At 36.5% G+C, this 20773-nt stretch carries 14 protein-coding genes; 5 read left to right on the top strand and 9 right to left on the bottom strand.

What is annotated here, in order from left to right; genetic code table 11:
* Positions 1 to 4: 4 nt before the first annotated feature.
* From IC610_RS18985 to IC610_RS18960, 6 genes are all read right to left on the bottom strand, one after another.
* On the bottom strand, positions 5 to 607 hold the full coding sequence (locus IC610_RS18985; RefSeq protein WP_191738294.1) for an AAA domain-containing protein: 603 nt from the start codon (positions 605 to 607) through the stop codon (positions 5 to 7).
* Positions 608 to 834: 227 nt separating this feature from the next.
* Positions 835 to 1614: a hypothetical protein gene (locus IC610_RS18980; protein WP_191738292.1), complete on the bottom strand. Its 780-nt coding sequence runs from the start codon at positions 1612 to 1614 to the stop codon at positions 835 to 837.
* Positions 1615 to 1709: 95 nt separating this feature from the next.
* On the bottom strand, positions 1710 to 2975 hold the full coding sequence (locus IC610_RS18975) for a PIN domain-containing protein (RefSeq protein WP_191738290.1): 1266 nt from the start codon (positions 2973 to 2975) through the stop codon (positions 1710 to 1712).
* Positions 2976 to 2982: 7 nt separating this feature from the next.
* Positions 2983 to 3225 (bottom strand): hypothetical protein, encoded by a 243-nt coding sequence (locus IC610_RS18970; protein ID WP_191738288.1) that lies wholly within the window; start codon positions 3223 to 3225, stop codon positions 2983 to 2985.
* Positions 3226 to 3249: 24 nt separating this feature from the next.
* Positions 3250 to 3615 (bottom strand): hypothetical protein, encoded by a 366-nt coding sequence (locus IC610_RS18965; protein ID WP_191738286.1) that lies wholly within the window; start codon positions 3613 to 3615, stop codon positions 3250 to 3252.
* Positions 3608 to 3964 (bottom strand): hypothetical protein, encoded by a 357-nt coding sequence (locus IC610_RS18960; RefSeq protein ID WP_191738284.1) that lies wholly within the window; start codon positions 3962 to 3964, stop codon positions 3608 to 3610. Before IC610_RS18960 ends, IC610_RS18965 begins: the two co-directional genes overlap by 8 nt.
* A 480-nt stretch (positions 3965 to 4444) precedes the next feature.
* Here IC610_RS18960 and IC610_RS18955 point away from each other — a divergent pair, with 480 nt between their 5' ends.
* On the top strand, positions 4445 to 5464 hold the full coding sequence (locus tag IC610_RS18955; RefSeq protein WP_191738282.1) for a restriction endonuclease: 1020 nt from the start codon (positions 4445 to 4447) through the stop codon (positions 5462 to 5464).
* Between the two features lie 178 nt (positions 5465 to 5642).
* Here the strand turns inward: IC610_RS18955 and IC610_RS18950 are convergent, their stop codons facing one another.
* The 3 genes from IC610_RS18950 to IC610_RS18940 form a co-directional block, all read right to left on the bottom strand.
* Positions 5643 to 5882 (bottom strand): hypothetical protein, encoded by a 240-nt coding sequence (locus IC610_RS18950; protein ID WP_191738280.1) that lies wholly within the window; start codon positions 5880 to 5882, stop codon positions 5643 to 5645.
* Positions 5883 to 5957: 75 nt separating this feature from the next.
* On the bottom strand, positions 5958 to 6761 hold the full coding sequence (locus IC610_RS18945; protein WP_191738278.1) for a hypothetical protein: 804 nt from the start codon (positions 6759 to 6761) through the stop codon (positions 5958 to 5960).
* Between the two features lie 223 nt (positions 6762 to 6984).
* Entirely contained in the window at positions 6985 to 7293 is a 309-nt protein-coding gene (locus IC610_RS18940) for a helix-turn-helix domain-containing protein (protein WP_191738276.1), read from the bottom strand.
* Between the two features lie 733 nt (positions 7294 to 8026).
* Between IC610_RS18940 and IC610_RS18935 the strand changes: the two genes are divergently transcribed.
* The 4 genes from IC610_RS18935 (at position 8027) to IC610_RS18920 (ending at position 20323) form a co-directional block, all read left to right on the top strand.
* Complete coding sequence (locus IC610_RS18935; protein ID WP_228462967.1) at positions 8027 to 10888, top strand: SusC/RagA family TonB-linked outer membrane protein; 2862 nt, start codon at positions 8027 to 8029, stop codon at positions 10886 to 10888.
* A gap of 54 nt (positions 10889 to 10942) precedes the next feature.
* Entirely contained in the window at positions 10943 to 12322 is a 1380-nt protein-coding gene (locus IC610_RS18930; RefSeq protein ID WP_191738274.1) for a RagB/SusD family nutrient uptake outer membrane protein, read from the top strand.
* Positions 12322 to 14808, top strand: coding sequence for an alpha/beta hydrolase family protein (locus IC610_RS18925; protein ID WP_191738271.1), 2487 nt, complete (start codon positions 12322 to 12324; stop codon positions 14806 to 14808). The genes IC610_RS18930 and IC610_RS18925 overlap by 1 nt, the downstream gene beginning before the upstream one ends.
* Positions 14809 to 15244: 436 nt before the next feature.
* A complete protein-coding gene (locus IC610_RS18920) occupies positions 15245 to 20323 on the top strand; it encodes a choice-of-anchor L domain-containing protein (RefSeq protein ID WP_191738270.1) in 5079 nt (1692 codons plus the stop codon).
* Positions 20324 to 20773: the final 450 nt, after the last annotated feature.

Genomic DNA, 20773 nt, shown 5'->3' with positions numbered 1-20773 from the left:
GCGGCTAAAAAAGAAAGACCACGAGCTTCAAGCTTTTCAAAAACATTTGGGTGGCAGAGTTATTATTGGAAACAACCGCTATACTTTGATTATTCATCACAGCATTGGCTATGATGTTGAGAATAGTCTGTGTTTTCCCTGTACCTGGAGGTCCTTCAATTACACTTAAAGGATTAGAAAAAGCTTCTTCTACGCCCTTTTTCTGACTTAGGTTAAAACCAAAAGGAAAAATCTCAACAGGAGTATAATTTACATCTTTTTCCGGTAGTTTTTGAGATAAATAGTTTGATACAATGGAAGTCTCCGGAATAAAAGATATTCTTTCATAGCTATCTGCAAGAGAGTTTCTACCTTCTTCACTTTTTAATCCTGTTGTTTCAGCTACAGCCTTTAGATAGCTGAAAATATCTGTTGATTTTTGAGTTTGCAGGTCAGATTGTATAATTTCAATCTTGCTTTGATGGTAAGAATAAGATTTACCATTGTTCTTATAGATGACAACACATTTTCCACCTTCGAAAGAATAAGATTCTATCTCTTCGGTTCTGTCTTTGCCGTTGATGTAGATGGCTTGGGATTTTAGGAGTAGAGTAGTGTTCTTTTGCATTGGTTATTAGTTCATTGCAAAGATAATAAACTATGAATAAAGTAAAACTCCAAAGTCAGGAGACTTTGGAGGGCAGGTTCTGTACTTGCTTTTAATGTTAATGGCTTATTTTTTAGTACTGGCGAAATTGTATTCTTGCAGAATTAATTGTATTATTAAATACATATTAACCGTTTTGAAAATAAAATTTTGAAATTAAAAAAAGACTTATAAAATCTTAAAATTATTTATTTCTTAATAAATTCTAGAAATTTCTTAGCGAATTCAGTTATTGACATCATATGAAAAGGCTTGTAATCAAATTTTCCTGCTCCGGAGTCTATTAATAAACCCAATGAAAATAGTTTCTGTTTGCTATATAGGAATTCATCATTTTCTATACTGTAGAATTCTGCATTTCTATAGATTTCTACACTTTTATTCTGTTCATCAAATGTCCTCATAGACGCTTTTAAAGAATTGAATTGAGATACGGCATTTTGCCAGCTATTTGCAAATCCATCATCTCGTAATTTTATTTCTTCGTTCATATTCTTTTCAAGATCCCCTAGTAATTTCGCATTTATTTTTTGATAGTCCAATCTTTCATCAAAATTAGAATCGAACAATTGATGTCCTTTAAGAATTTGAATATCTTTTTCGGACAAATTACTTACTAAATCCAAATATCTCTCTGAGTTGTTGTAATCTATATCTGTGGTAATTGAGTTTACTAAAATATCTTTGAATCGTCTTAATTTTTCCTCAGATTTTGTATCAACAACTTTTTTCAATACTAATTCTAACAGATCACTAAAATCTTCACTTTTCATATTTTCAAATACGACATCTGAGTTTTGTGAAAAATATTGTGATAATAATTCTATAAATTTATTTAATCGGTTTTGCTTAATTCTCCCCCGGTAATCAAACAATACTTCTGTAAGTAATTGTCCTGCAAAAGGAATATTAGAAAAAGCCGATTTTACGATTGAGATACCAATCTCTTTTTTATCAATATTATTCATCCTAATTATATTAAATCGTTCATCAGAAACTGCTTATTCACTTTCAGTTATGTGAAACACATTACATATTTTATAAGTATCAAAAATAGAAATACTCACTGATTAATTACATTAAGCTTTCCAAATACAATATCAGGATAATTTGCAATCATTATTTTGTAATCAATGTTGAAATTTTTTGCTTCGTTTTTATCATCATACTTTAAGAATAACGTTTCAAAGATATAATCTTGATTATGCTTTAGGACTTGCAAATGATAAGTGACATTATAACTATTTGTTTTTTCAATTTTTGGACGGTTCAAATCGGTTTTGATTGCTAACGGTTTGATATTTTGATTAAAGATAGAAACATTAAACCCAGTATGTTTGTGATCAAATCTGTTTTTTGGTTTGTGGGGAGGCGTGGGCTTTTCTATAATGTCTGGTAGCTGATCTTTTGTAATTATCTCAAAACCATCAGGAAAATGAAGGTCGATGTCAATATCTTTCCCAGGAGTAGTACCAATGTTTTTTATTTTAAAGCTTATCTCTGTACAATCATTTTCGAAAGTTAGCCTGTCATACATCGAAGAAAAATGTTCTTCGTAATTTTTATAAAATTTTTCCAAGTCAACGTTGTAAGAATCAATTTGATCATCACTTAATGCTAAATAGTCTAAAAATTTAATAATATTTTGTTGGCTGTCATCAGAAGATGTCTTTTGAAGATATTTGTAATCATTTTTTATCTTCTGAATACTATTAATAATAAATTCTTCTTTACCTATATAATTATTTTTATTACTGACCTTGAGAAATTTTTCATTCTCCAAAAAACCCAAAATAATTTTTGGTGACAAATTTTTAAACTTGCTTAGCTCTTTTTCTAATTCCATATTCTTTTTCTCAGCTTCATCGGGTTCTATTGGTAACAAATATTTGTCGTCAATTTTAATAGATTCGATAGAAAGCGTTTTTGCTTTTAATCTTGGACCTGTATCATATGTAACATAAAAAATTTTGTCATTCATAACATCTTTTTTAAATTCAATTATGCTTGCTAGGATACAGTCGTCCTGTTCTAATTTATTAAGACCATTTTCCGTGAAAATGTGATCAGAAGGTCTTTTAGAAATTAAATTTACTTTCACTAAATCCTTTTCTTCACTCAAATACTCTTCAATTTTAGGAAGAATCCTTTTAACTCTTTTCGATATTTTTGGGTTTTTGTTATATTTATGATTGTCAAGCTCATCAATAATTATTGGAGGAACTAAAATTGTAAAATCTTTTTTATCGTTGATTATATTTTTCCAATCAATCTGGTCAAAATCGATAAAATGAATATAGATGTTTGTATCTAATACAATGTAATTCATATAATGATTATTTGTTAAACTTTTCTTTTATCTTGAAAATATATGCTAATTCCTTACCCTGTAAATTGAACTCAGATTCATAATAAGTTAAAGAATTTTTCTTTAATTCAATAAATAAACCGGGAATCTTACTCCAATTAATCTTTATCAAATTTTCAGCAATTTCGAGTGGAATTTTTAGAAATATTTCCATTGTATTTAATTCTTTGTTTATTTTTTGATTTCGGAACTCATTTTCAAATTCAGACATTAAATAAAGATATTCATCGGTAATTTATTCAATATCTAAATTTTCTTTAGATATCTTATTAATCCACACTATCAAACCAAGGTATCGCCTTCTATTATCATTGTCATTTCTAAAATCAACTATATCATCAAATGTAAATTTCTCATCGGGGGTAGGTATATCATTTAACACTAATCTTATAACTGATGTTTTCTTTTCTTCCCTTGCAAAAGTAAAATCATTCACAAGTGGAATAACTGTTTTTTTATTTTTTATTTCTAAAAAAGATTTGGATAATCGTAAATGTGCATCTGAAAATTTATCAAATACATTTGGTAGGTTTAAGAAATTTAGAAATCCTTTTTTATATTCTTTTGATAAAAGGTCAACTGCTTTTTCATAATCATCCATAAAAGATTTGTGAAAAAAAGTCATACTCGTCAACTGTCTTTATTAATGACTTTTTTTGCTGCTTTGTGATATCAATAAAATTTTTTGGATTTATTTTAAATTTGTCAAATCCAAAGACCTTTAAAATATTTTTACTCTTTAAAATATTTTGAGCCGCAGAAATATCATTAAGAATTTTTGCATCCGTATTAATCAATTCTCCTACACTACGTAAAAGTTTTTCGTGCAGCAAATCAAGGTAAGGATCGTAGTAAAGTTCATCAAAAAATAAGATTTCGCGCTTTACATTTCTTACTGTATTGGAGTTCCATGCAATTATTGCAGTTTTGTTTTTTTTAAATTCAGACATCGATCAATTTTGTGACTTTTATACATTGTAATCAAATATAAGCATTTAAATAACTTATGATAGATGTTGAAATTTTATTTTAAAAGCAATAGGAAAAAAGATATGGATACAAGAGGGATTGGACTTTTTGTTTAGCATTTTAAAATATTTTTTATTATGAATTTTAGACAAAGTAGTAAGAGTACATAAATAAAAACTTTCAAATTGGAAGACTTAGAAGCGTAGAGGCTTTTCATTTTGGAAATAATTAATATATTTACTTGATGACAATTTGGTGTTGAACAAATTGATAAACTTAAATATTTTAGGCTTTAAAAGCTGTGATAAAGGAAGATTTTCTCATTTGAAATCATACAAACAATTTTTCTCAATAGATTTTTTTGCAAAATGATTATCAGCTGGAAATTAATGTAAGAAAAATACATGAAACTAAATTGTCATTTAAAAACGTAATTAAAATAGCAACCATTTTATATCCAAATGAAAAAAGGGAGAGAATATGAGCTTCTGGTTGAAAGGATGTATCGTAGCCTGGAGCCAAATGCAATTATAACACATGATGATCATATTTATGATGATCGCGCAAAAATCAGTAGACAAATAGATGTGTCAATCAAATATCAATTTGCAGGTGCAGATCATCTTATTATTGTACAAGCCAAAGACTATAAACATAATGCTAACATTTCAGTCGTTGATCAATTTCAAAAGGTAATTGAAGATACCAATGCAAATAAAGGAATTTTAATTTGTTCAAAGGGTTTTAGTGCAGCTGCACTAAATAAAGCGAAAAGTTACGGTATAGAATGCCTAACTGTTCATTCTGCTTTGAAAAAAAATTGGGAGGTTTTACTTAAAATACCAACACAAAAAATTATTCATGATTTTAAGTTGGACCATAGTGCAATGGTGCGAGTCGTAAAAGGACAAAAAGTAAGTGTATTACCTGATACCTTTTCTTATGATAAAATTAATATTATCGGTATCACTGACATTATAATGCAAGAAATCATCAATAAAGTAGGGTGGAAATATTTAGTGGAAAAGAAATACCATAGTTTGGATTTTAAAAAACTTAAAATATTCCACGCTATAGCAGACGAAATGAAGCCTATTCATTCAGGATTTATCAAAATGGAATATTTAAAATCATCTCGAACAAAATTTTATGTAGAACCTACAGACTATATTTTTTCAAAAGATTTTATAAATTCAAAAGAAAAAATTCATAATTTAACACTTAGTGAAGAAGATCTTTTTAATATCCTTGAAAATGATTTCATACATGATAAGTCTATTAAGGATAATTCCATGATTGATGTAACTGTATTTAGATTTAACGATGGAGAGATGATAAAATATTTGATTGAATTTGGAGTAAATGGAGAATTGAGAGGTAGTTTTGTTAAGAAAGGAAATGTGTTAATGCAATTGGATGATAGAACAAAACAAATTATGGATTTAGAAAATATTTTAAGAAAAAGAGGTACTAGTATATAAAAGTATAAAAGACTTTACAAAATCAATACAGAAGGTTTTTTTTAATCAACATTCTTCGCCGCCAAAAACATCATTTCTTTAAGGAATTATTAACAATGGTATTGTCAAGATTCTTAAGAAATAGAAAGATAAGTTTTAGTCTGAAAGAAAAACTCTAGATCCTCTAGAGTTTTTTTATTCATGGAGCTTGTCTTAAAAGATTTTCAATTTGGTTTAGAAGATCATCAAATTTCACTAAAACTTCTTCTTGCTTCGTTTCTGCATTATTGATTTCTCTGAGAGCTACTTCAATTGATACTGTAGCATGTATCGGATTGCCTCCCATATTTTCAACTATAGCTTTAACAGCTTCTAATGAATTATTATTCCGTAATTCCTGAATAGAATTTCTTAATTCTTGTACATTTTCTAAATTCATAGTTCTAATATTTAGTTCTACTAATATAGATATATTTTTATTGATTAATGATTTATTTTTTTATATAGACAAGTCTTAAATCATTTTTATAAGGCATTTCTCATTTATTGGTACGCAAACTAAGCTTACCTCGATAAAAATAGATTCATGCAATTCGTTAGCACACATCACATTATTATAGGTTTCACCTGCTATGTGATTACATTGAACATAATCAGACTCGCAGATGCTGCATATCGAAGTTTCAGAAATGCCAGTAACACTAAGCCCCTTAATTTTTCCACTTCTAATCTTTTTCCGCACTATCTTATCCAAAATAATACTTTCCTCAACTACCAGACCGTTATTGTCTAGATCCAATCGTCCCCATCCAACTATCTGTGGTTTGTGCTCGAGATAAATCGGTGTTTGCAAATTTGGATACGGACTTACCATTGAAAAACATTGTTTAAATCTTTCAGCGTTTGTTTTTACCTTTTTACGTTTATCATTAATTTCACCTTTAGAAATAGGTTGATTAACAATATTTATTGTTTCGTTGGTCGTCTTATTAATTATTATCACATTGTTGTTAATTGTATTAGAAGAGCTCTTCCCCCATTTATCAAATACTTTTTGAATGCCATTAGCAATTAGAGTCGTAACAACTGACGACGCTGCTCCAGCAAAAAAAATATAAACAGGATCGGTAAAAAACTCATGGTAACCTTTTTTAAATAGATATTGTAATGGTACCTCATTGTCAGGCTTTATTTTTATTGTATAACCTTCAGTTCTTAAATGTTTTATAAGTTCTAAAGTGCCTTTATCAACTAATTTTCGATTTGGAAACAACCGAGAATATGGATTAAATAAGTCGATTACTATTTCATCTTTCATGCTGTAAGCTTTAATTATCTACTAATATAGAAATATTCTTACATTTATTCCAAAAACAACAAATATGAAAACATTAAAAATCTACAACATCATTGCAACAATTTTAGTTATTGTATTATCAGTCTACGCAATTTCTTTGTAAAAGATCTGCGGGAAACAGAGCAAGTTTTAAAACAATGCTCTGACAGATATTACAAGGAAATAGCACTAAATCTTAAATAAGTTAGATTTTTTTCTTATGCAGATTTTTTGATTTACTTTCTAGCTCAGTTATCTCAATTTTTAGTATTTCCAATTGATTTTCAGTAACTTTTGTTACTAATGTCTTTATATCAATTTCAAGAAAATTGCATAAAGAATTAATAACATCTATTGTAGGATTAGTCTTGCTTCTTTCAATCTTACCAATGTAATCTTTGGTAAGATCAACTTCATTTCCTACCTGAAATTGCGATAGACCTTTTCTTAGTCTATGTACTTTAAAAAAAATTGCAACTTGATCTTTCAGTTCTTCACTATTCCATTTGTACATTTAGTAAATTTTAACAATAAAATTGTTTTTCATGAAGAACTATAGTTCGTTAAGTGTTTTTTTATTATATTTGTAGAATAGGTTACAGTGATGTAACTTTGCGATACTTCAAAGAATATTAGAAGCTATTGCTTAGAACCTTGCTTTTGAAAACTGGTAATTTTTATGCACGCAAGATGATAAGTATTGAAGCTCACGACCTAGGCGTGGGCTCTCTTATCTGTGTGCAAGGTATACCAGTACCTCAAAAGCAGATTATGTAGAGTCCATGCTGTTTTATTTCTATGCCGTCCGCTTTTTCTACAAAACATTCTAAGCCCGCTTTACTACATAGAGTATCTTGACATGATACAGTAGGGTGTACAACCTATTGCGGCTTAACGGCTTTCTCGGGACAAATTTCATTCATATTAATTAATATTTTGATGCTTTCCGGTGTGCAATGGTGATTAAGTTTTTTGAACTTATTGCTATCGGGCATGGTGGAAGACCTGTTTTCTGAACAGCAAGGGATTGCTTATGGGAATCCCTTGGTTCAGAATCTGTCTGATGGGAAGCAACCCACAGCGAATTAATATGTTTTACTTAATGATAAGAAACCAATGAAATAGAAATTCATCAGGCTCTGCCTGACGGATAACATTATTCAATAAAAAAGCCCCTTCCCCTAAGTTTGGACACTAAGGAAGGAGCGATGAATATTGAATTAATTAAATTAAAACATTACAAAACTATGAAAAAATCCTATTATAACATAGGAAGTATGGGTTGTGTCTTTATGCTGGCTGTGATATGCAGTAAAGCGGAGGCGCAGGACAGATTGTTTAAAAAAGAATTAAGGAAAGAGGTAAGTGCTGTGGACTCTACAGGTACAGCTGTTAGTGGTGACTCTATTCGTCCAGGTGATGTTAAGGGGATTGATGAGGTGGTGCTGAATGCGGGATATTATAAGGTTCGTGACAGGGAGGGGACGGGTAGTATTTCGAAGGTTGGTTCGGCAGACATTGAGAATCAGCCGGTATATAATGTTCTTGCAGCAGCACAGGGTAGAATGGCGGGGGTCTCGATTACTCAGAGTTCAGGTGTTGCAGGGGCGGGGTTTGATATTCAGATCAGGGGGAGGAACTCTCTTCGTAACAGGGGAAATTCTGAAGTTGACGGGAATGTTCCGCTGTATATTATTGACGGAGTTCCTGTAGGTGGAAGCACGATCTCAAGATATGCGGGTGGGGTATTGCCTAATGCGGATCTTAATCCATTGAATGCGATCAATCCCAATGATATTGAAAGCTTTGAGATTCTGAAGGATGCTGATGCTACAGCGATTTATGGTTCAAGAGGTGCAAACGGGGTGATTCTCGTGACCACCAAAAAAGGGAAGAAGGGAAATGTTAAGGTGACTTTGAATTCTTCCTATGGTCTGAGCCATGCTATTTCCAATCTGAAGATGATGAATACGGAGCAGTATATCAGCATGAGAAAGCAGGCATATGCCAACAGCAATATCACAGTATATCCTGCTACGGCGTATGATGTCAATGGAAAATGGGATGTAAACAGGTTTACGGATTGGAGGAAGGAACTGATCGGGGATCAGGCAACACTCTCGGCCAATCAGCTTTCGTTGAGCGGGGGAAGTGAAACAACGGCATTTTTGCTGAGCCTGGGACATAATGAACAGACGACTGTATTCGGGCAGGATTTTAAGTACAGAACCAATACGGTTTCCGGAAATATCAATCACCGTTCCCTTGACAGGAAGTTCAGTTTCAATATGTCCAACCAGTTTTCTGCGATGGACAATAACCTGATCAGTTCTGACATTACGCGCTCTGCTCATCTTCTTTCTCCGAATGCTCCGTCACTGTATTCTCCTGATGGGAGCCTGAACTGGGAAAGCGGAACGTTTACCAATCCGGTAGCTGCATATGAGAATTCCTATTCGAATGACCAGCTTCAGTTTCTGACGAATATGAGTACGGAATATGAAGCATTCAGGAATTTCAGGATCAAACTGAACGGCGGGATTACCTATCAGACATTGGAGGAATGGTCACTGCGTCCCAATACGGCATTCAATCCTGCATCAGGTACAACACCTGCAAATTCGCAGGCTTCCAAAAGCAACAATAACCGGTTTTCTATGATCGTAGAACCTCAGCTCAGCTATCTGTGGAAAAGGGAGAAGCACCAGATTGATATTCTTGCAGGAGCTACTTATCAGAGGGATAAGGCAGGACAGGGAGCAATTCAGGGAATAGGATTTGAAAGCAATTCTTTTATTTACAATATCGGTGCTGCACAGACCAAGGTAATATTGGATCATATCAATACGGAATACCGCTATGCTGCATTTTTCGGTAGGGTGAACTATCAGTTTGATAAAAAGTATATTCTGAATATTACAGGGAGAAGGGATGGCAGCAGCAGGTTCGGTCCCAATAACAAGTATGCAAACTTTGGAGCGGTAGGAGCCGCATGGCTTTTTTCTGAAGAGCATTGGCTGAAGAACAGTTCCTGGCTGAGTTTTGGAAAACTGAGAGGCAGCTACGGTACGTCAGGAAGTGATAATATAGGGGATTTCCAGTACCTGGATACGTTTACAACTTCAACACTGATCTATAACGGGGTGACGGGTCTGATTCCTTCGAAGCTTTATAATCCTGATTTCAGTTGGGAAAGGACTGTGAAAATGGAAGCAGCCCTGGAGCTGGGACTTTTTAAGAACAGGCTGAATTTGAGCGGTGCCTATTACCGAAACCGCTCCGGCAATCAGCTGGTAGGATATCAGCTTCCTGCGGTAACGGGATTTACTTCGGTACTTTCCAACCTGGATGCAGTGATTCAGAATACAGGACTTGAAATAGAGGTCAGCGGGAAGATTGTACAGTCCAAAGACTTTACATGGAACTCTTCGTTTAATATCAGTTTTCCACGGAATAAGCTGATCTCTTTTCCGGGGATTGAAGGTTCGACTTATGCCAATACGTATGTTGTAGGTCAGCCGGTAAGCATTATTAAAGTTTATCAGCTGAACGGGATCAATCCTGCAACTGGTGTTTATCAGTTTACGGATTTTAATGGTGACGGTACGATTTCGGCTGCAGGTGACCGCCAGCTGGTCAGAAATATCGGACAGAAGTTTTTTGGAGGATTGAGCAGCAATATGGCTTATAAGAATCTGAATCTGTCATTTCTGATACAGTTTGTGAAGCAGCAAAGCAGGAATTACAATGCGGCGATAGCTTCTCCCGGAAATATGAACAATCTTCCTGTGGAAGCACTGAATGTATGGTCTGCTGAAAATCTGACTGGATTGTATATGCCTTACCGTCCGACGCCGCATCCGTCGCATACTTTATTTCAGACGAGTGATGCCAGTGTTTCTGATGCATCATTTATAAGGCTTAAGAATGTACAGCTAAATTATTCCATACCTGTTAAGCAGACAGTTTTCAGGGAAGTGAAAGTATTTCTGCAGGGACAGAACCTTATAACACTGACTAAATTTTTTGGCATTGACCCGGAACTGGGATCTGCAACATTTTTACCGCCCCTTAGAACGGTTTCATTTGGATTGCAGCTGAGCCTGTAATGGCAGGACAATGTATGCGGATCATAATTACTGATAATCAATAAACAGACAACAATGAAAAAATTAACACTATATTCAATACAATGGGCAGGAGTTGTTCTTGTATTCTTAACGCTCTTTTCCTGTGAAAAAATACTTGAGACGGATCTTCCTGAAAATCAGATTGAGTCTGAGACCGTATTTGAAAATGTACAGACAGCAAACTCAGTCCTGTCCGGGCTTTATGCCGGGCTCTTTGATTCTTCTCCTGTCTCCGGTGACCAGAGCGGATACAGCCTTGGTCTCTATACTGACGATCTTGATTTTTATGCCTTAAGCAATACGAGCGGTTTGCTGGAGATTGCCAACAATACGCTCAATGACGCCAATGCTACGACATCATCGTTCTGGACCGCGGCTTATCAGAAAGTCTATGTCTGTAATACGATTTTGGAAGGGATTGAATATTCCCAGGGCATTGGGTCTGCAGACCGCCAGAGAATCAAGGGTGAGGCTCTGGCTATGAGATCCCTGCTTTTCTTTTATCTGCAGCAAATCTATGGGGATATACCTTATCCTGTGACTACGAACTATATGATCAATCAGTCAATATCCAAAACACCTTCTGCGGAGGTAATGACCAGACTTGAGCTGGATTTGGAGGAGGCTGTAGGATTGCTTCCGGATGCTTACAGGAATGCGGAAAGAATTTTCATTAATAAGAAAGCTGCACAGCTGCTGCTTGCAAAGGTATACATGCAGCAGCTGAAGTCACAGCAGGCAGAAACCGTTCTGAAATCTGTTGTTCAGAGTTCCCTGTATCAGTTTCAGAATGACCTGACAAAGGTATTCCTGAAATCGGGAACGCACATCATCTGGCAGCTCAAGCCAAGAAATAATACCGATGCTGTGAAGGAAGCAACTGCTTATTACTTTGCCAATGCAGCACCGCTTTATGTTGCTGCTTCACCATCACTGGTCAGTTCATTTACTGCCGGTGATCTCCGAAGATCGCAATGGATGGCTGCGGTAACCGTTGGCGGAACCACATGGTACCGCATTGAAAAATACAAAGCAAGATCTGCCAATACAACAGAATATTCCATAGTATTAAGGCTAGAGGAAGCGTATCTCCTGTTGGCGGAAGCATTGGCAAGGCAGAACAAAACGGCGGAAGCGATATCGTATATCAACCCTGTCAGACAGAGATCAGGTCAGGCTTTGCTTCTGGTTTCAGTATCGCAGCAGGTATTATTAGATGAAATTGTAAAGGAAAACAGAAAAGAGTTCTTTACTGAAATGGGAAACCGTTTCCTGACACTGAAAAGATTTGGTTTGCTGGATACACTGATTCAGACGAAACCGAACTGGAAGAATTACCACAGGAATTGGCCTCTTCCCCAAAGTGAGCTGCTGTTGAATAAAAATTTGAATCCTCAAAACCAGGGATACTGATGGTCAGGTTATTTTTACTTCTGGTATTTTGTGCAGGAATATGTATTCCTGCACAGGAAACAGGGGGAACACTGAAAGGGAATACTCGCGAATATGCCAACATCAGGATTTTAGCTTCGTCTTCTGATCAGCGGTATGTAGTATTACATAAAACTTACAGGACCAACAGCGATACTGTGTTGATATTCGAACGTAAGTCTGCAAATCCAATAGCTGACACGATACTGGGTCAATCTGATGTTTCGTTTTTGACTGATGAAACAATACTTTCATCAGGTTATAATAAAGCCGGGCTTTTGAATCTTCGAAGCAGGAAGGTGAAAACTTTTGATGGCGTGAAACGTACTGTAGTCTTGAAGGATAAAAAACAGTTTGTTATTGAAGACGGTAAAGGAAATATTACCGTATACAGTAAGAATGGAAACCTGCTGAAAACGCTGACGGATGTAACAGAACTTGTTGGTAACGGGAAGGTACTGTATGCTATGAGAAAAGGAGCAGACAGTACATATGAGATTATTAAATGGGATGGCCAACGGATTAAGCTGGTGTATAAGACTGAAGATAAAATAAACAAAATCACATTTTTGGATTCAGGGAAATTTCTGACGGTCAATAAAAACAAAGTCTTCGGGAATCGAAATATTTTTACTGTAGATGTTGTAAGAATTTCTGATGATAAAGTCTTTCAGAGTGATGCGGTAATCTCATCCAAAGGTGATAGGATCAATGTAACCCAGATATATAATGAAGAAGTCTTTCTGGTTGATTTTCAAAAAACAGAGAGGCCTGTGGAAAGCAACATGCTGGAAATATGGTATGCAGGAGATAAAACATTTAGAGATCAAAAGACAGGAAGTCTTTCGCATGATTACTATGTCTGGAATGTCCGGGATGATAAAGTTAAGCAACTGTCTGTACAACAATTTAATAATTATGTAGGGATGCTGGATTCACGGTTTCTTTGGGCATACAGCAGTGATGAAAACTTCAGTTATACTGGAGAGAGGGAGTTTGATATTTATCTTTATGATGCTGAAAGCGGGAAGTCTGAAAAAATATTTGAACGTGTTGGCAGATTGATAGCTTCTACTGACAGGAGATTTACGCTGGGATATGAAATCAACAGGAAAGAGTGGTTAATCTACGATCACATCAGCAAAAAATCGGAAATCCTTCATTTGCCTTCGAAGGCTTCTAATCCCATATTTACCGGTACAGGTGAAATACTGTTTGAAACGGAAACTGATCTTCTGAAATATCATGTAAAATCAAAATCCTCAGAACTGCTTAACATAGGGAAAGGCGAGAAAGTGAAATTCTATAATTTTAATCCTGAAGTAGTTCACGGATTCAGTACTTTCACCGCATCAGTCAGTCAGATAAAAACAGGGGAAAGCCTTTTCCTGAATGTCAGCAGATATCTGCGGGATGACACCGCATATTATGCTTATGATCAGAACAGGCTTACTGAAATTATACCATTCACAAGAGATAATGTGAGAGAATTTACGTACAGTCCTAATGCTGAAGTATTCTTTTCCGTAGAGGAAAATTTTAACCGGCCTGCGGTATTGAATCAAAGAGAGGTTGGCAGTGCAGAAAATAAAATACTCTACAGCAGTACTCCGGCGGAAAACAGATTAGCAAGTCTTAAACAGGAGATCCTCCATTATAAAAATAGCTTAGGACAGCCTTTAAAAGGGGTGTTATATTATCCTGTTGATTATAATCCTGAAAAGAAATATCCTATGATAGTTCATATTTATGGGATTTTGAACACAGGGGCAAATAAATTTTTGTCGTCCGAACTGGGTAATAACGGCTTTAGTAAAAAGTTGCTGTTGGAAAACGGTTATTTTGTATTTCAACCGGATATAGTGCCGGACGGTAGGGGAATGGGCAGAGCAGCTCTGGACTGCGTGAATGCCGGTTTGGATTCCGTCCTTAACAACATCAATATTGACGCAGCAAAAGTTGGATTGATAGGACATTCACTGGGAGGTTATGAAACTAATTTTATTGCAACTCAATCAGACAGGTTCGCAGCTTATGTTTCAGGTGCTTCTTTGGGCGATATCACCAGTTTTTACTTTTCTTTTAATGAACTTTTTAAAGTGGCAGACTATTCCAGATTCGAGTCCGGGCAGTTTGCAATGAATGCCTCCTATGCAGAAAATAAGGAGTTGTATTTCAGGAATAATCCTGTTAATTATGTTGAGAATGTCAATGCGCCTATGCTGATGTGGTGCGGAAAAAAAGATACCAATGCTCCCACAGGTCAGACGATGAATTTTTTTATGGGACTTCTGAGAAATGGGAAAAAAGCTGTAGCATTATTATATGATAGCCAAAAACACAGTATTGCTATAAACTCTAAAGAAATTGTGGATTTGAACAGACGGGCGCTGGATTGGTGGAATTATTTTTTGAAGGATGAGAAGGAAATAGAATGGATAAATAAAGAAATAAAGGATGCTCTGTAGCATCCTTTATTTCTTTGGGTTTTCTTTAAATAGCCGTTTATTAAGACTTTCTAAAATGATAACGAATAATTTACAATAATAAATTCATTTGCTGTCAAAAGCTATGTCCTGATTTTGCAGAAAATAACAATTAATAAATACAACCTAGTCTCTATCCATATTAATTCAAAATATTCTGCTTAGCTACTTGATTACTAGTTTGTCTATCACGAAAACTATCTGCCTAAAATCAAAACAACTGCAGTAATGATGTTTATGCAGATAATATTTTTTCATACTAGTGATATAATCATGTTTTGTAAATAGATCTATCAAGTATATAGGAAGATTATTTATTGATAATTGTTAAAAAAATCATAATTTTGGCAAATATTATAAAATAATCTTTTTATGATTGTTTTAAACATAAAAAACTTTTAACCAAAACCGAAAACTCATGAAACTGCCAAGTTTATTTCTTTTCCTCTTTGCGTTTTCTTCGCTTTTAACAGCACAACGCAATGTCACGCAGACCGTTGATAAGCCTTCTCCCGAGACAATGAAGGCGGGTGCATTTATCGATGTGAACACTCCAGCATATCCGCAGAGTAATTACAGTATTACACAATTGATAAAGGATGTTTTGATCAAAGGTGGATCTACCTGCACCAATAATGTAAGTAATGTGGTTGTTTCCCCAAACTTAGCTGTTAATAACGTTGGAAGATCCTGGGGATATTTCAATAAAGGTACTACGGCATTTCCATTTAATGACGGAATTGTTTTAACTACAGGCAATGCTCAAAGTACGGGTAATTCATATGACTCATCAGTGTTAAGCAGTACTTTAACAACGAATGGTGACGCAGATTTAGCGACAGCTCTAAACATAAGCAACAATGATTTAAATGATGCAACATTTATCGAATTTGATTTTATACCTTCCAATAATACCATCACGTTTAAATATATATTTGCTTCAGAAGAATATGATCTGGATTTTCCTTGCTCATTTACTGACGGGTTTGCGCTTCTTTTAAAAAAAGCCGGCGATCCTGCTTATACTAATCTGGCTGTTCTTCCAGGAGGAGCCGGACCTGTGAGTGTCACCAATATCCACCCAGCAATTACCGGACAGGCAACAAATTGTGCGGCCAAAAACCCTATTTATTTTGCAGGATATAATACTACTAATATTCAAACTAATTTCCGGGGAAGAACTATTCCCCTAACGGCTACAGCAACTGTAATCCCAGGGCAAACGTACCATTTTAAGATGGTACTTGCTGATTTTTTAGACAGAAAATATAATTCAGGAGTTTTTCTGCAGGCAGGATCATTTGATATCGGCGTTCAGCTTTCCACACCTAACGGAGCGGTTCTTCCTGCCAGCACAAGCATTTGCCAGGGGAGTTCTCTGCAAATTAATACCAATAGTCAGGCAGCGGGATCTACGTATCAGTGGTATCTGAACGGTAATCCAATTCAGGGAGCTACAGGTAGCAGCTACACCGTAACAGCTGCGGGAACTTATTCGGTTGCGGTAACAGCACCCGGAAACAACTGCCCGGGAACAGCGCAAATCGTAGTTGCCGTAGATCCGTTACCGGTTGTACAAAACACCAGCTTATCTGTGTGCTCCACTTCAAACACGGCAACATTTAATTTAACATCGGCACAGAATGCTATCAGCACGGTTCCTGGACTTATATTTACTTATTACAGTAATCTTACAGATGCTCAGGCGGCGAATAACAATACTATTGCGACCCCAACTGCATTCGTTTCGGGTAATGCAACAATCTATGCAGTTGTCAATAACGGAACCTGTAAAAATATAGCCAACGTCACACTGAATGTCGTACCAACACCTGTGTCCCAGATCACTGCTTCTGCACCTACGATCTGTTTTGGAGGAAATGTAATTTTAACGTCAAACATAGCTACAGGAAATGTGTGGTCTACAGGTGAAACAACTCAGTCAATTACAGTAACAAATGCCGGAACATATACGGTTACCACAACTGTTGCAAACTGTACCGGTTCACCTGCATCCATTACACTGACCAAGGAAACAGATCCGAACTTACAGATTGCAGGAAGTTTACTTTTATGTGATACTCCAAATATTCTGACAGCGTCAGCTAACGGAACTGGAAATATTTATACATGGTCTACAGGAGCAACCGGGAGCACGCTTTCGGTTTCAACAGCCGGCACCTATACTGTTAATGTAAAGACACCTGCCAATTGTGAATACACAAAATCAGTAACTGTAACTCAGGGAGTTGTTCCGTCTGTTCAAAATACCAGTCTTTCGGTCTGTTCATCGGCAAATACCGCTGTGTTTAATCTTAATTCAGCTCAGGCTAATATCAGCACAACAGCAGGAGTCACTTTTGATTTTTATGCAAATCAGGCCGATGCCATTGCCGGGAATGCCAATACAATTGCCGCACCTGCAACTTATACTTCAGGGAATACCGTAATCTACGTGAAGGTGAAATCTGCTACATGCTCAAAAATTGCTGAATTACAACTCGTCGTGGCACAGCAGTCAGTAATAACCGTAACAGGTACATCGCCAACCATCTGTTTTGGAGGAAGTGTGGTTCTGACGTCAAGCAGTACAACAGGAAACGTTTGGTCGACTGGCGAAACTACGCAGTCCATCACTGTAACCAACGCCGGAACGTATACTGTTACGGCAAGTTCAGGAAACTGTGTAAGTGCTCCAGCCTCTTTTACATTGACTAAGGAATCAGATCCAAATGTTCAGATCGCAGGAGTTTTGGTACTTTGTGACAGTCCAAATATTCTTACAGCATCATCTACCGGAACCGGAAACACATATTTATGGTCTAACGGAGCAACATCAAATACCGCTTCCGTTTCGACAGCCGGAATTTATACGGTTACCGTAACTACGCCTGCCAACTGCTCGTATACCAAATCAGTAACAGTAACACAAGGGGTTGTGCCTGTTGTGCAGAATTCCAGTTTAAGTGTTTGTTCCACCACTACAACAGGAGTATTCAATCTTAATTCTGCACAGACAGCTATCAGTACAACAGCAGGTGTAACTTTTGATTATTACTCAAATCAGGCAGATGCCATTGCAGGAAATGCCAATACCATTGCCAGTCCGGGAGCCTACACTTCAGGAAATACTGTAATTTATGTAAGAGTAAAATCTGCAACCTGCTTTAAAATCGCTCAATTGCAGCTTACAGTTGCTTCACAGGCAGTTGCGACCATAACAAGCAGTTCTCCGACCATCTGTTTTGGTGGAAGTGTGGTGCTGACATCGAGCAGCTCAACAGGAAACGTCTGGTCAACAGGCGCCATCACCCAATCCATTACGGTAAACAATGCTGGAACTTATACGGTGACGGTCACTACAGGTAACTGCAGCAGTGCACCTGCTTCCATTGTGATTACAAAAGAATCAGATCCGAATGTACAGATTGGAGGGAATCTTATTTTATGTGATGTTCCCAATATCCTTACAGCCTCGGCTAACGGAAGCGGAAACAGCTATCTGTGGTCCAACGGTAGTACAGCAAATACTCTTACCGTTTCAACAGCCGGAAACTATACTGTGACTGTAACCACTCCTGCCAACTGTCAGTATACAAAATCGGTTACCGTAACACAGGGTACAGTTCCAGTAGTGCAGAATTCCAGTTTAAGTGTGTGTTCTGCGACGGCAACTGCATTATTTAATCTCACCTCCGCACAGTCTAATATCAGTACTACATCAGGCGTAACATTTGATTATTATTTAAATCAAGCGGATGCTATTGCAGGAAATGCGAATACTATCACAACACCAGCCGCTTTCACTTCTGCCAGCACGATTATTTATGTAAGAGTAAAATCTTCCACATGTTCAAAAATCGTACAGCTGCAAGTCACAGTCAACCAGATTCCTACTCCTGTTATTACCGCCTCCTCACCGACCATCTGTTTCGGAGGAAGTGTTACCTTAACTTCCAATATCACCACGGGAAATACATGGTCAACAGGCGCAACAACACAATCAATTACAGTGACCAACGCGGGAACATACACCTTGACCTATTCTAACAATGTTTGTACAAGCCAGCCTGCTTCCATAACATTAACGAAAGAATCGGACCCGAATGTACAGATCACCGGAAATCTAATGTTCTGTCAGGGATCATCAACTGTTTTAACTGCTACAGCAAACGGTACAGGAAACACCTATTCATGGTCTAACGGAGGCACAACAGGATCGACCACAGTAACTACAGCGGGCGTTTACACCGTGACCGTGACTACATCTGCGGGCTGTCAATATCAGAAATCAGTAACTGTTCAGGCAGATCCTCTGATTACAGTTAATATAACACCAACCAATCAAATTATTACCTGCAACAATCCTCAGATTACACTTAATGCAAGTACTTCTGTTTATCAACCGGGAGCTACATTCCAATGGACATCCACTAATGGTGGTGTTATCGTTTCGGGAGCCAATACTTTAACACCGGTCATCAGCAATGGCGGCACCTACACATTGACTATCACCAGCGCAACACCATTGGGATGTGTGAAACAGGCATCAATTACCATTCTTAAGGATACCAATCCGCCTGTACTGACTTTAATTGCGCCGGCAACCAAAATCTGCCTGGGTCAATCCATTAATTTAACCGCATCCGGAGCTGCAACTTACACATGGACAGGTTTACCCGGAAACGGAGCCACACAGACTGTATCACCAACCACCACAACAACCTACACTGTTACAGGAATAGGTGCCAACGGTTGTGCTGCAACGACGCCTGCAACACTGACCATCACTGTTGTTCCGGAAATTGAATCCACGCTTAAAAATGTAGAAATATGTAAAGGTGACATTGGTATTCTGGACGCCGGGGCAGGACCGAACTACACCTATCTGTGGAATACAGGCGAAACTTCTCAAACCATCAGCGTACAAACTGCAGGCAATTATTCTGTGACCATCAACAATACAGTATGTACAAAAGTTTTCCAGGCAGTTGTATCCTACATCCTTGTACCTGTAATTAAGGAAGTGATCTATAAAGACAATACATTGACCATCAATGCAACCAATAACGGAAGTATTCCTCTGGAGTATTCTATTGACGGAGGAGTGTCCTGGCAAGGTTCGAATGTTTTCACCCATGTACTTAAAAATAGCCTGTACGACATCAGAGTGCGAAACAGAAGTTCATCATGTACTGCCAGCATCAGCTATTACACTTTCTTTATGACCAACGCTATCACGCCAAACAATGATGGAATAAACGATGTAATAGATTTCACTGAAATCAGCAAATACGGAAATTTTGAAGGTAATATTTTTGACAAATACGGTAAAAGCTTATTTAAGCCAAGTGTTAAAACTCCTGTTTGGGACGGGAAATATATTGGAAGACCACTTCCCACTGACACTTACTGGTACCGTTTATTCTGGAAAGATAAAGTAACAGGTAATCCGGTTGAAATATCCGGGTGGATCCTATTAAAAAACAGGGACTAATTTTGAGACCATTACCATGAACTTCGAAGAATTTGTAATCAATATCATGAAAGAGTTTGAGAAATAATGTCTTAATAAAGTTTTAGTAAGCTATATTTTAATTGAACCATAATTAAAAACAAGGGCTTATGATGCGAATTATATTGCTGATTAAGCTTTTGTTTTTTATTAAACTCATCGGATTCACGAATGGATAAAGTGCTGTTACAGGACTTGTAGGCGGAGCTACGCAAAGACTTGCAAATGGAGACTTCTGGCAGGGTGTATCTTGAATTTAATGTAATGGTCTGAATAATTGAAAGTAATTAAAAAAGGGACGCAAAATGCGAGGCCACTGAAAAACCTCATGGATTTTAGTTTATCCTTTTAAAATGGATTAAAAATAAGAGCTTATTATGTGATTGAATAATCCGTAATAAGCTCTTTATTTTTTTTAGAAGTGTTTTTTTT

Origin of the sequence: Chryseobacterium caseinilyticum, assembly GCF_014837145.1 — a bacterium.
Taxonomy (GTDB): domain Bacteria; phylum Bacteroidota; class Bacteroidia; order Flavobacteriales; family Weeksellaceae; genus Chryseobacterium; species Chryseobacterium caseinilyticum.
The sequence above is the reverse complement of the archived record's forward strand: the minus strand, read 5'-3'. Positions and strand labels throughout refer to the sequence as shown.

Coding starts and splice junctions, on each gene's coding strand:
- IC610_RS18985 (WP_191738294.1), bottom strand. CDS start 607: ATGCAAAAGAACACTACTCTACTCCTAAAATCCCAAGCCATCTACATC.
- IC610_RS18980 (WP_191738292.1), bottom strand. CDS start 1,614: ATGAATAATATTGATAAAAAAGAGATTGGTATCTCAATCGTAAAATCG.
- IC610_RS18975 (WP_191738290.1), bottom strand. CDS start 2,975: ATGAATTACATTGTATTAGATACAAACATCTATATTCATTTTATCGAT.
- IC610_RS18970 (WP_191738288.1), bottom strand. CDS start 3,225: ATGTCTGAATTTGAAAATGAGTTCCGAAATCAAAAAATAAACAAAGAA.
- IC610_RS18965 (WP_191738286.1), bottom strand. CDS start 3,615: ATGGATGATTATGAAAAAGCAGTTGACCTTTTATCAAAAGAATATAAA.
- IC610_RS18960 (WP_191738284.1), bottom strand. CDS start 3,964: ATGTCTGAATTTAAAAAAAACAAAACTGCAATAATTGCATGGAACTCC.
- IC610_RS18955 (WP_191738282.1), top strand. CDS start 4,445: ATGAAAAAAGGGAGAGAATATGAGCTTCTGGTTGAAAGGATGTATCGT.
- IC610_RS18950 (WP_191738280.1), bottom strand. CDS start 5,882: ATGAATTTAGAAAATGTACAAGAATTAAGAAATTCTATTCAGGAATTA.
- IC610_RS18945 (WP_191738278.1), bottom strand. CDS start 6,761: ATGAAAGATGAAATAGTAATCGACTTATTTAATCCATATTCTCGGTTG.
- IC610_RS18940 (WP_191738276.1), bottom strand. CDS start 7,293: ATGTACAAATGGAATAGTGAAGAACTGAAAGATCAAGTTGCAATTTTT.
- IC610_RS18935 (WP_228462967.1), top strand. CDS start 8,027: ATGAAAAAATCCTATTATAACATAGGAAGTATGGGTTGTGTCTTTATG.
- IC610_RS18930 (WP_191738274.1), top strand. CDS start 10,943: ATGAAAAAATTAACACTATATTCAATACAATGGGCAGGAGTTGTTCTT.
- IC610_RS18925 (WP_191738271.1), top strand. CDS start 12,322: ATGGTCAGGTTATTTTTACTTCTGGTATTTTGTGCAGGAATATGTATT.
- IC610_RS18920 (WP_191738270.1), top strand. CDS start 15,245: ATGAAACTGCCAAGTTTATTTCTTTTCCTCTTTGCGTTTTCTTCGCTT.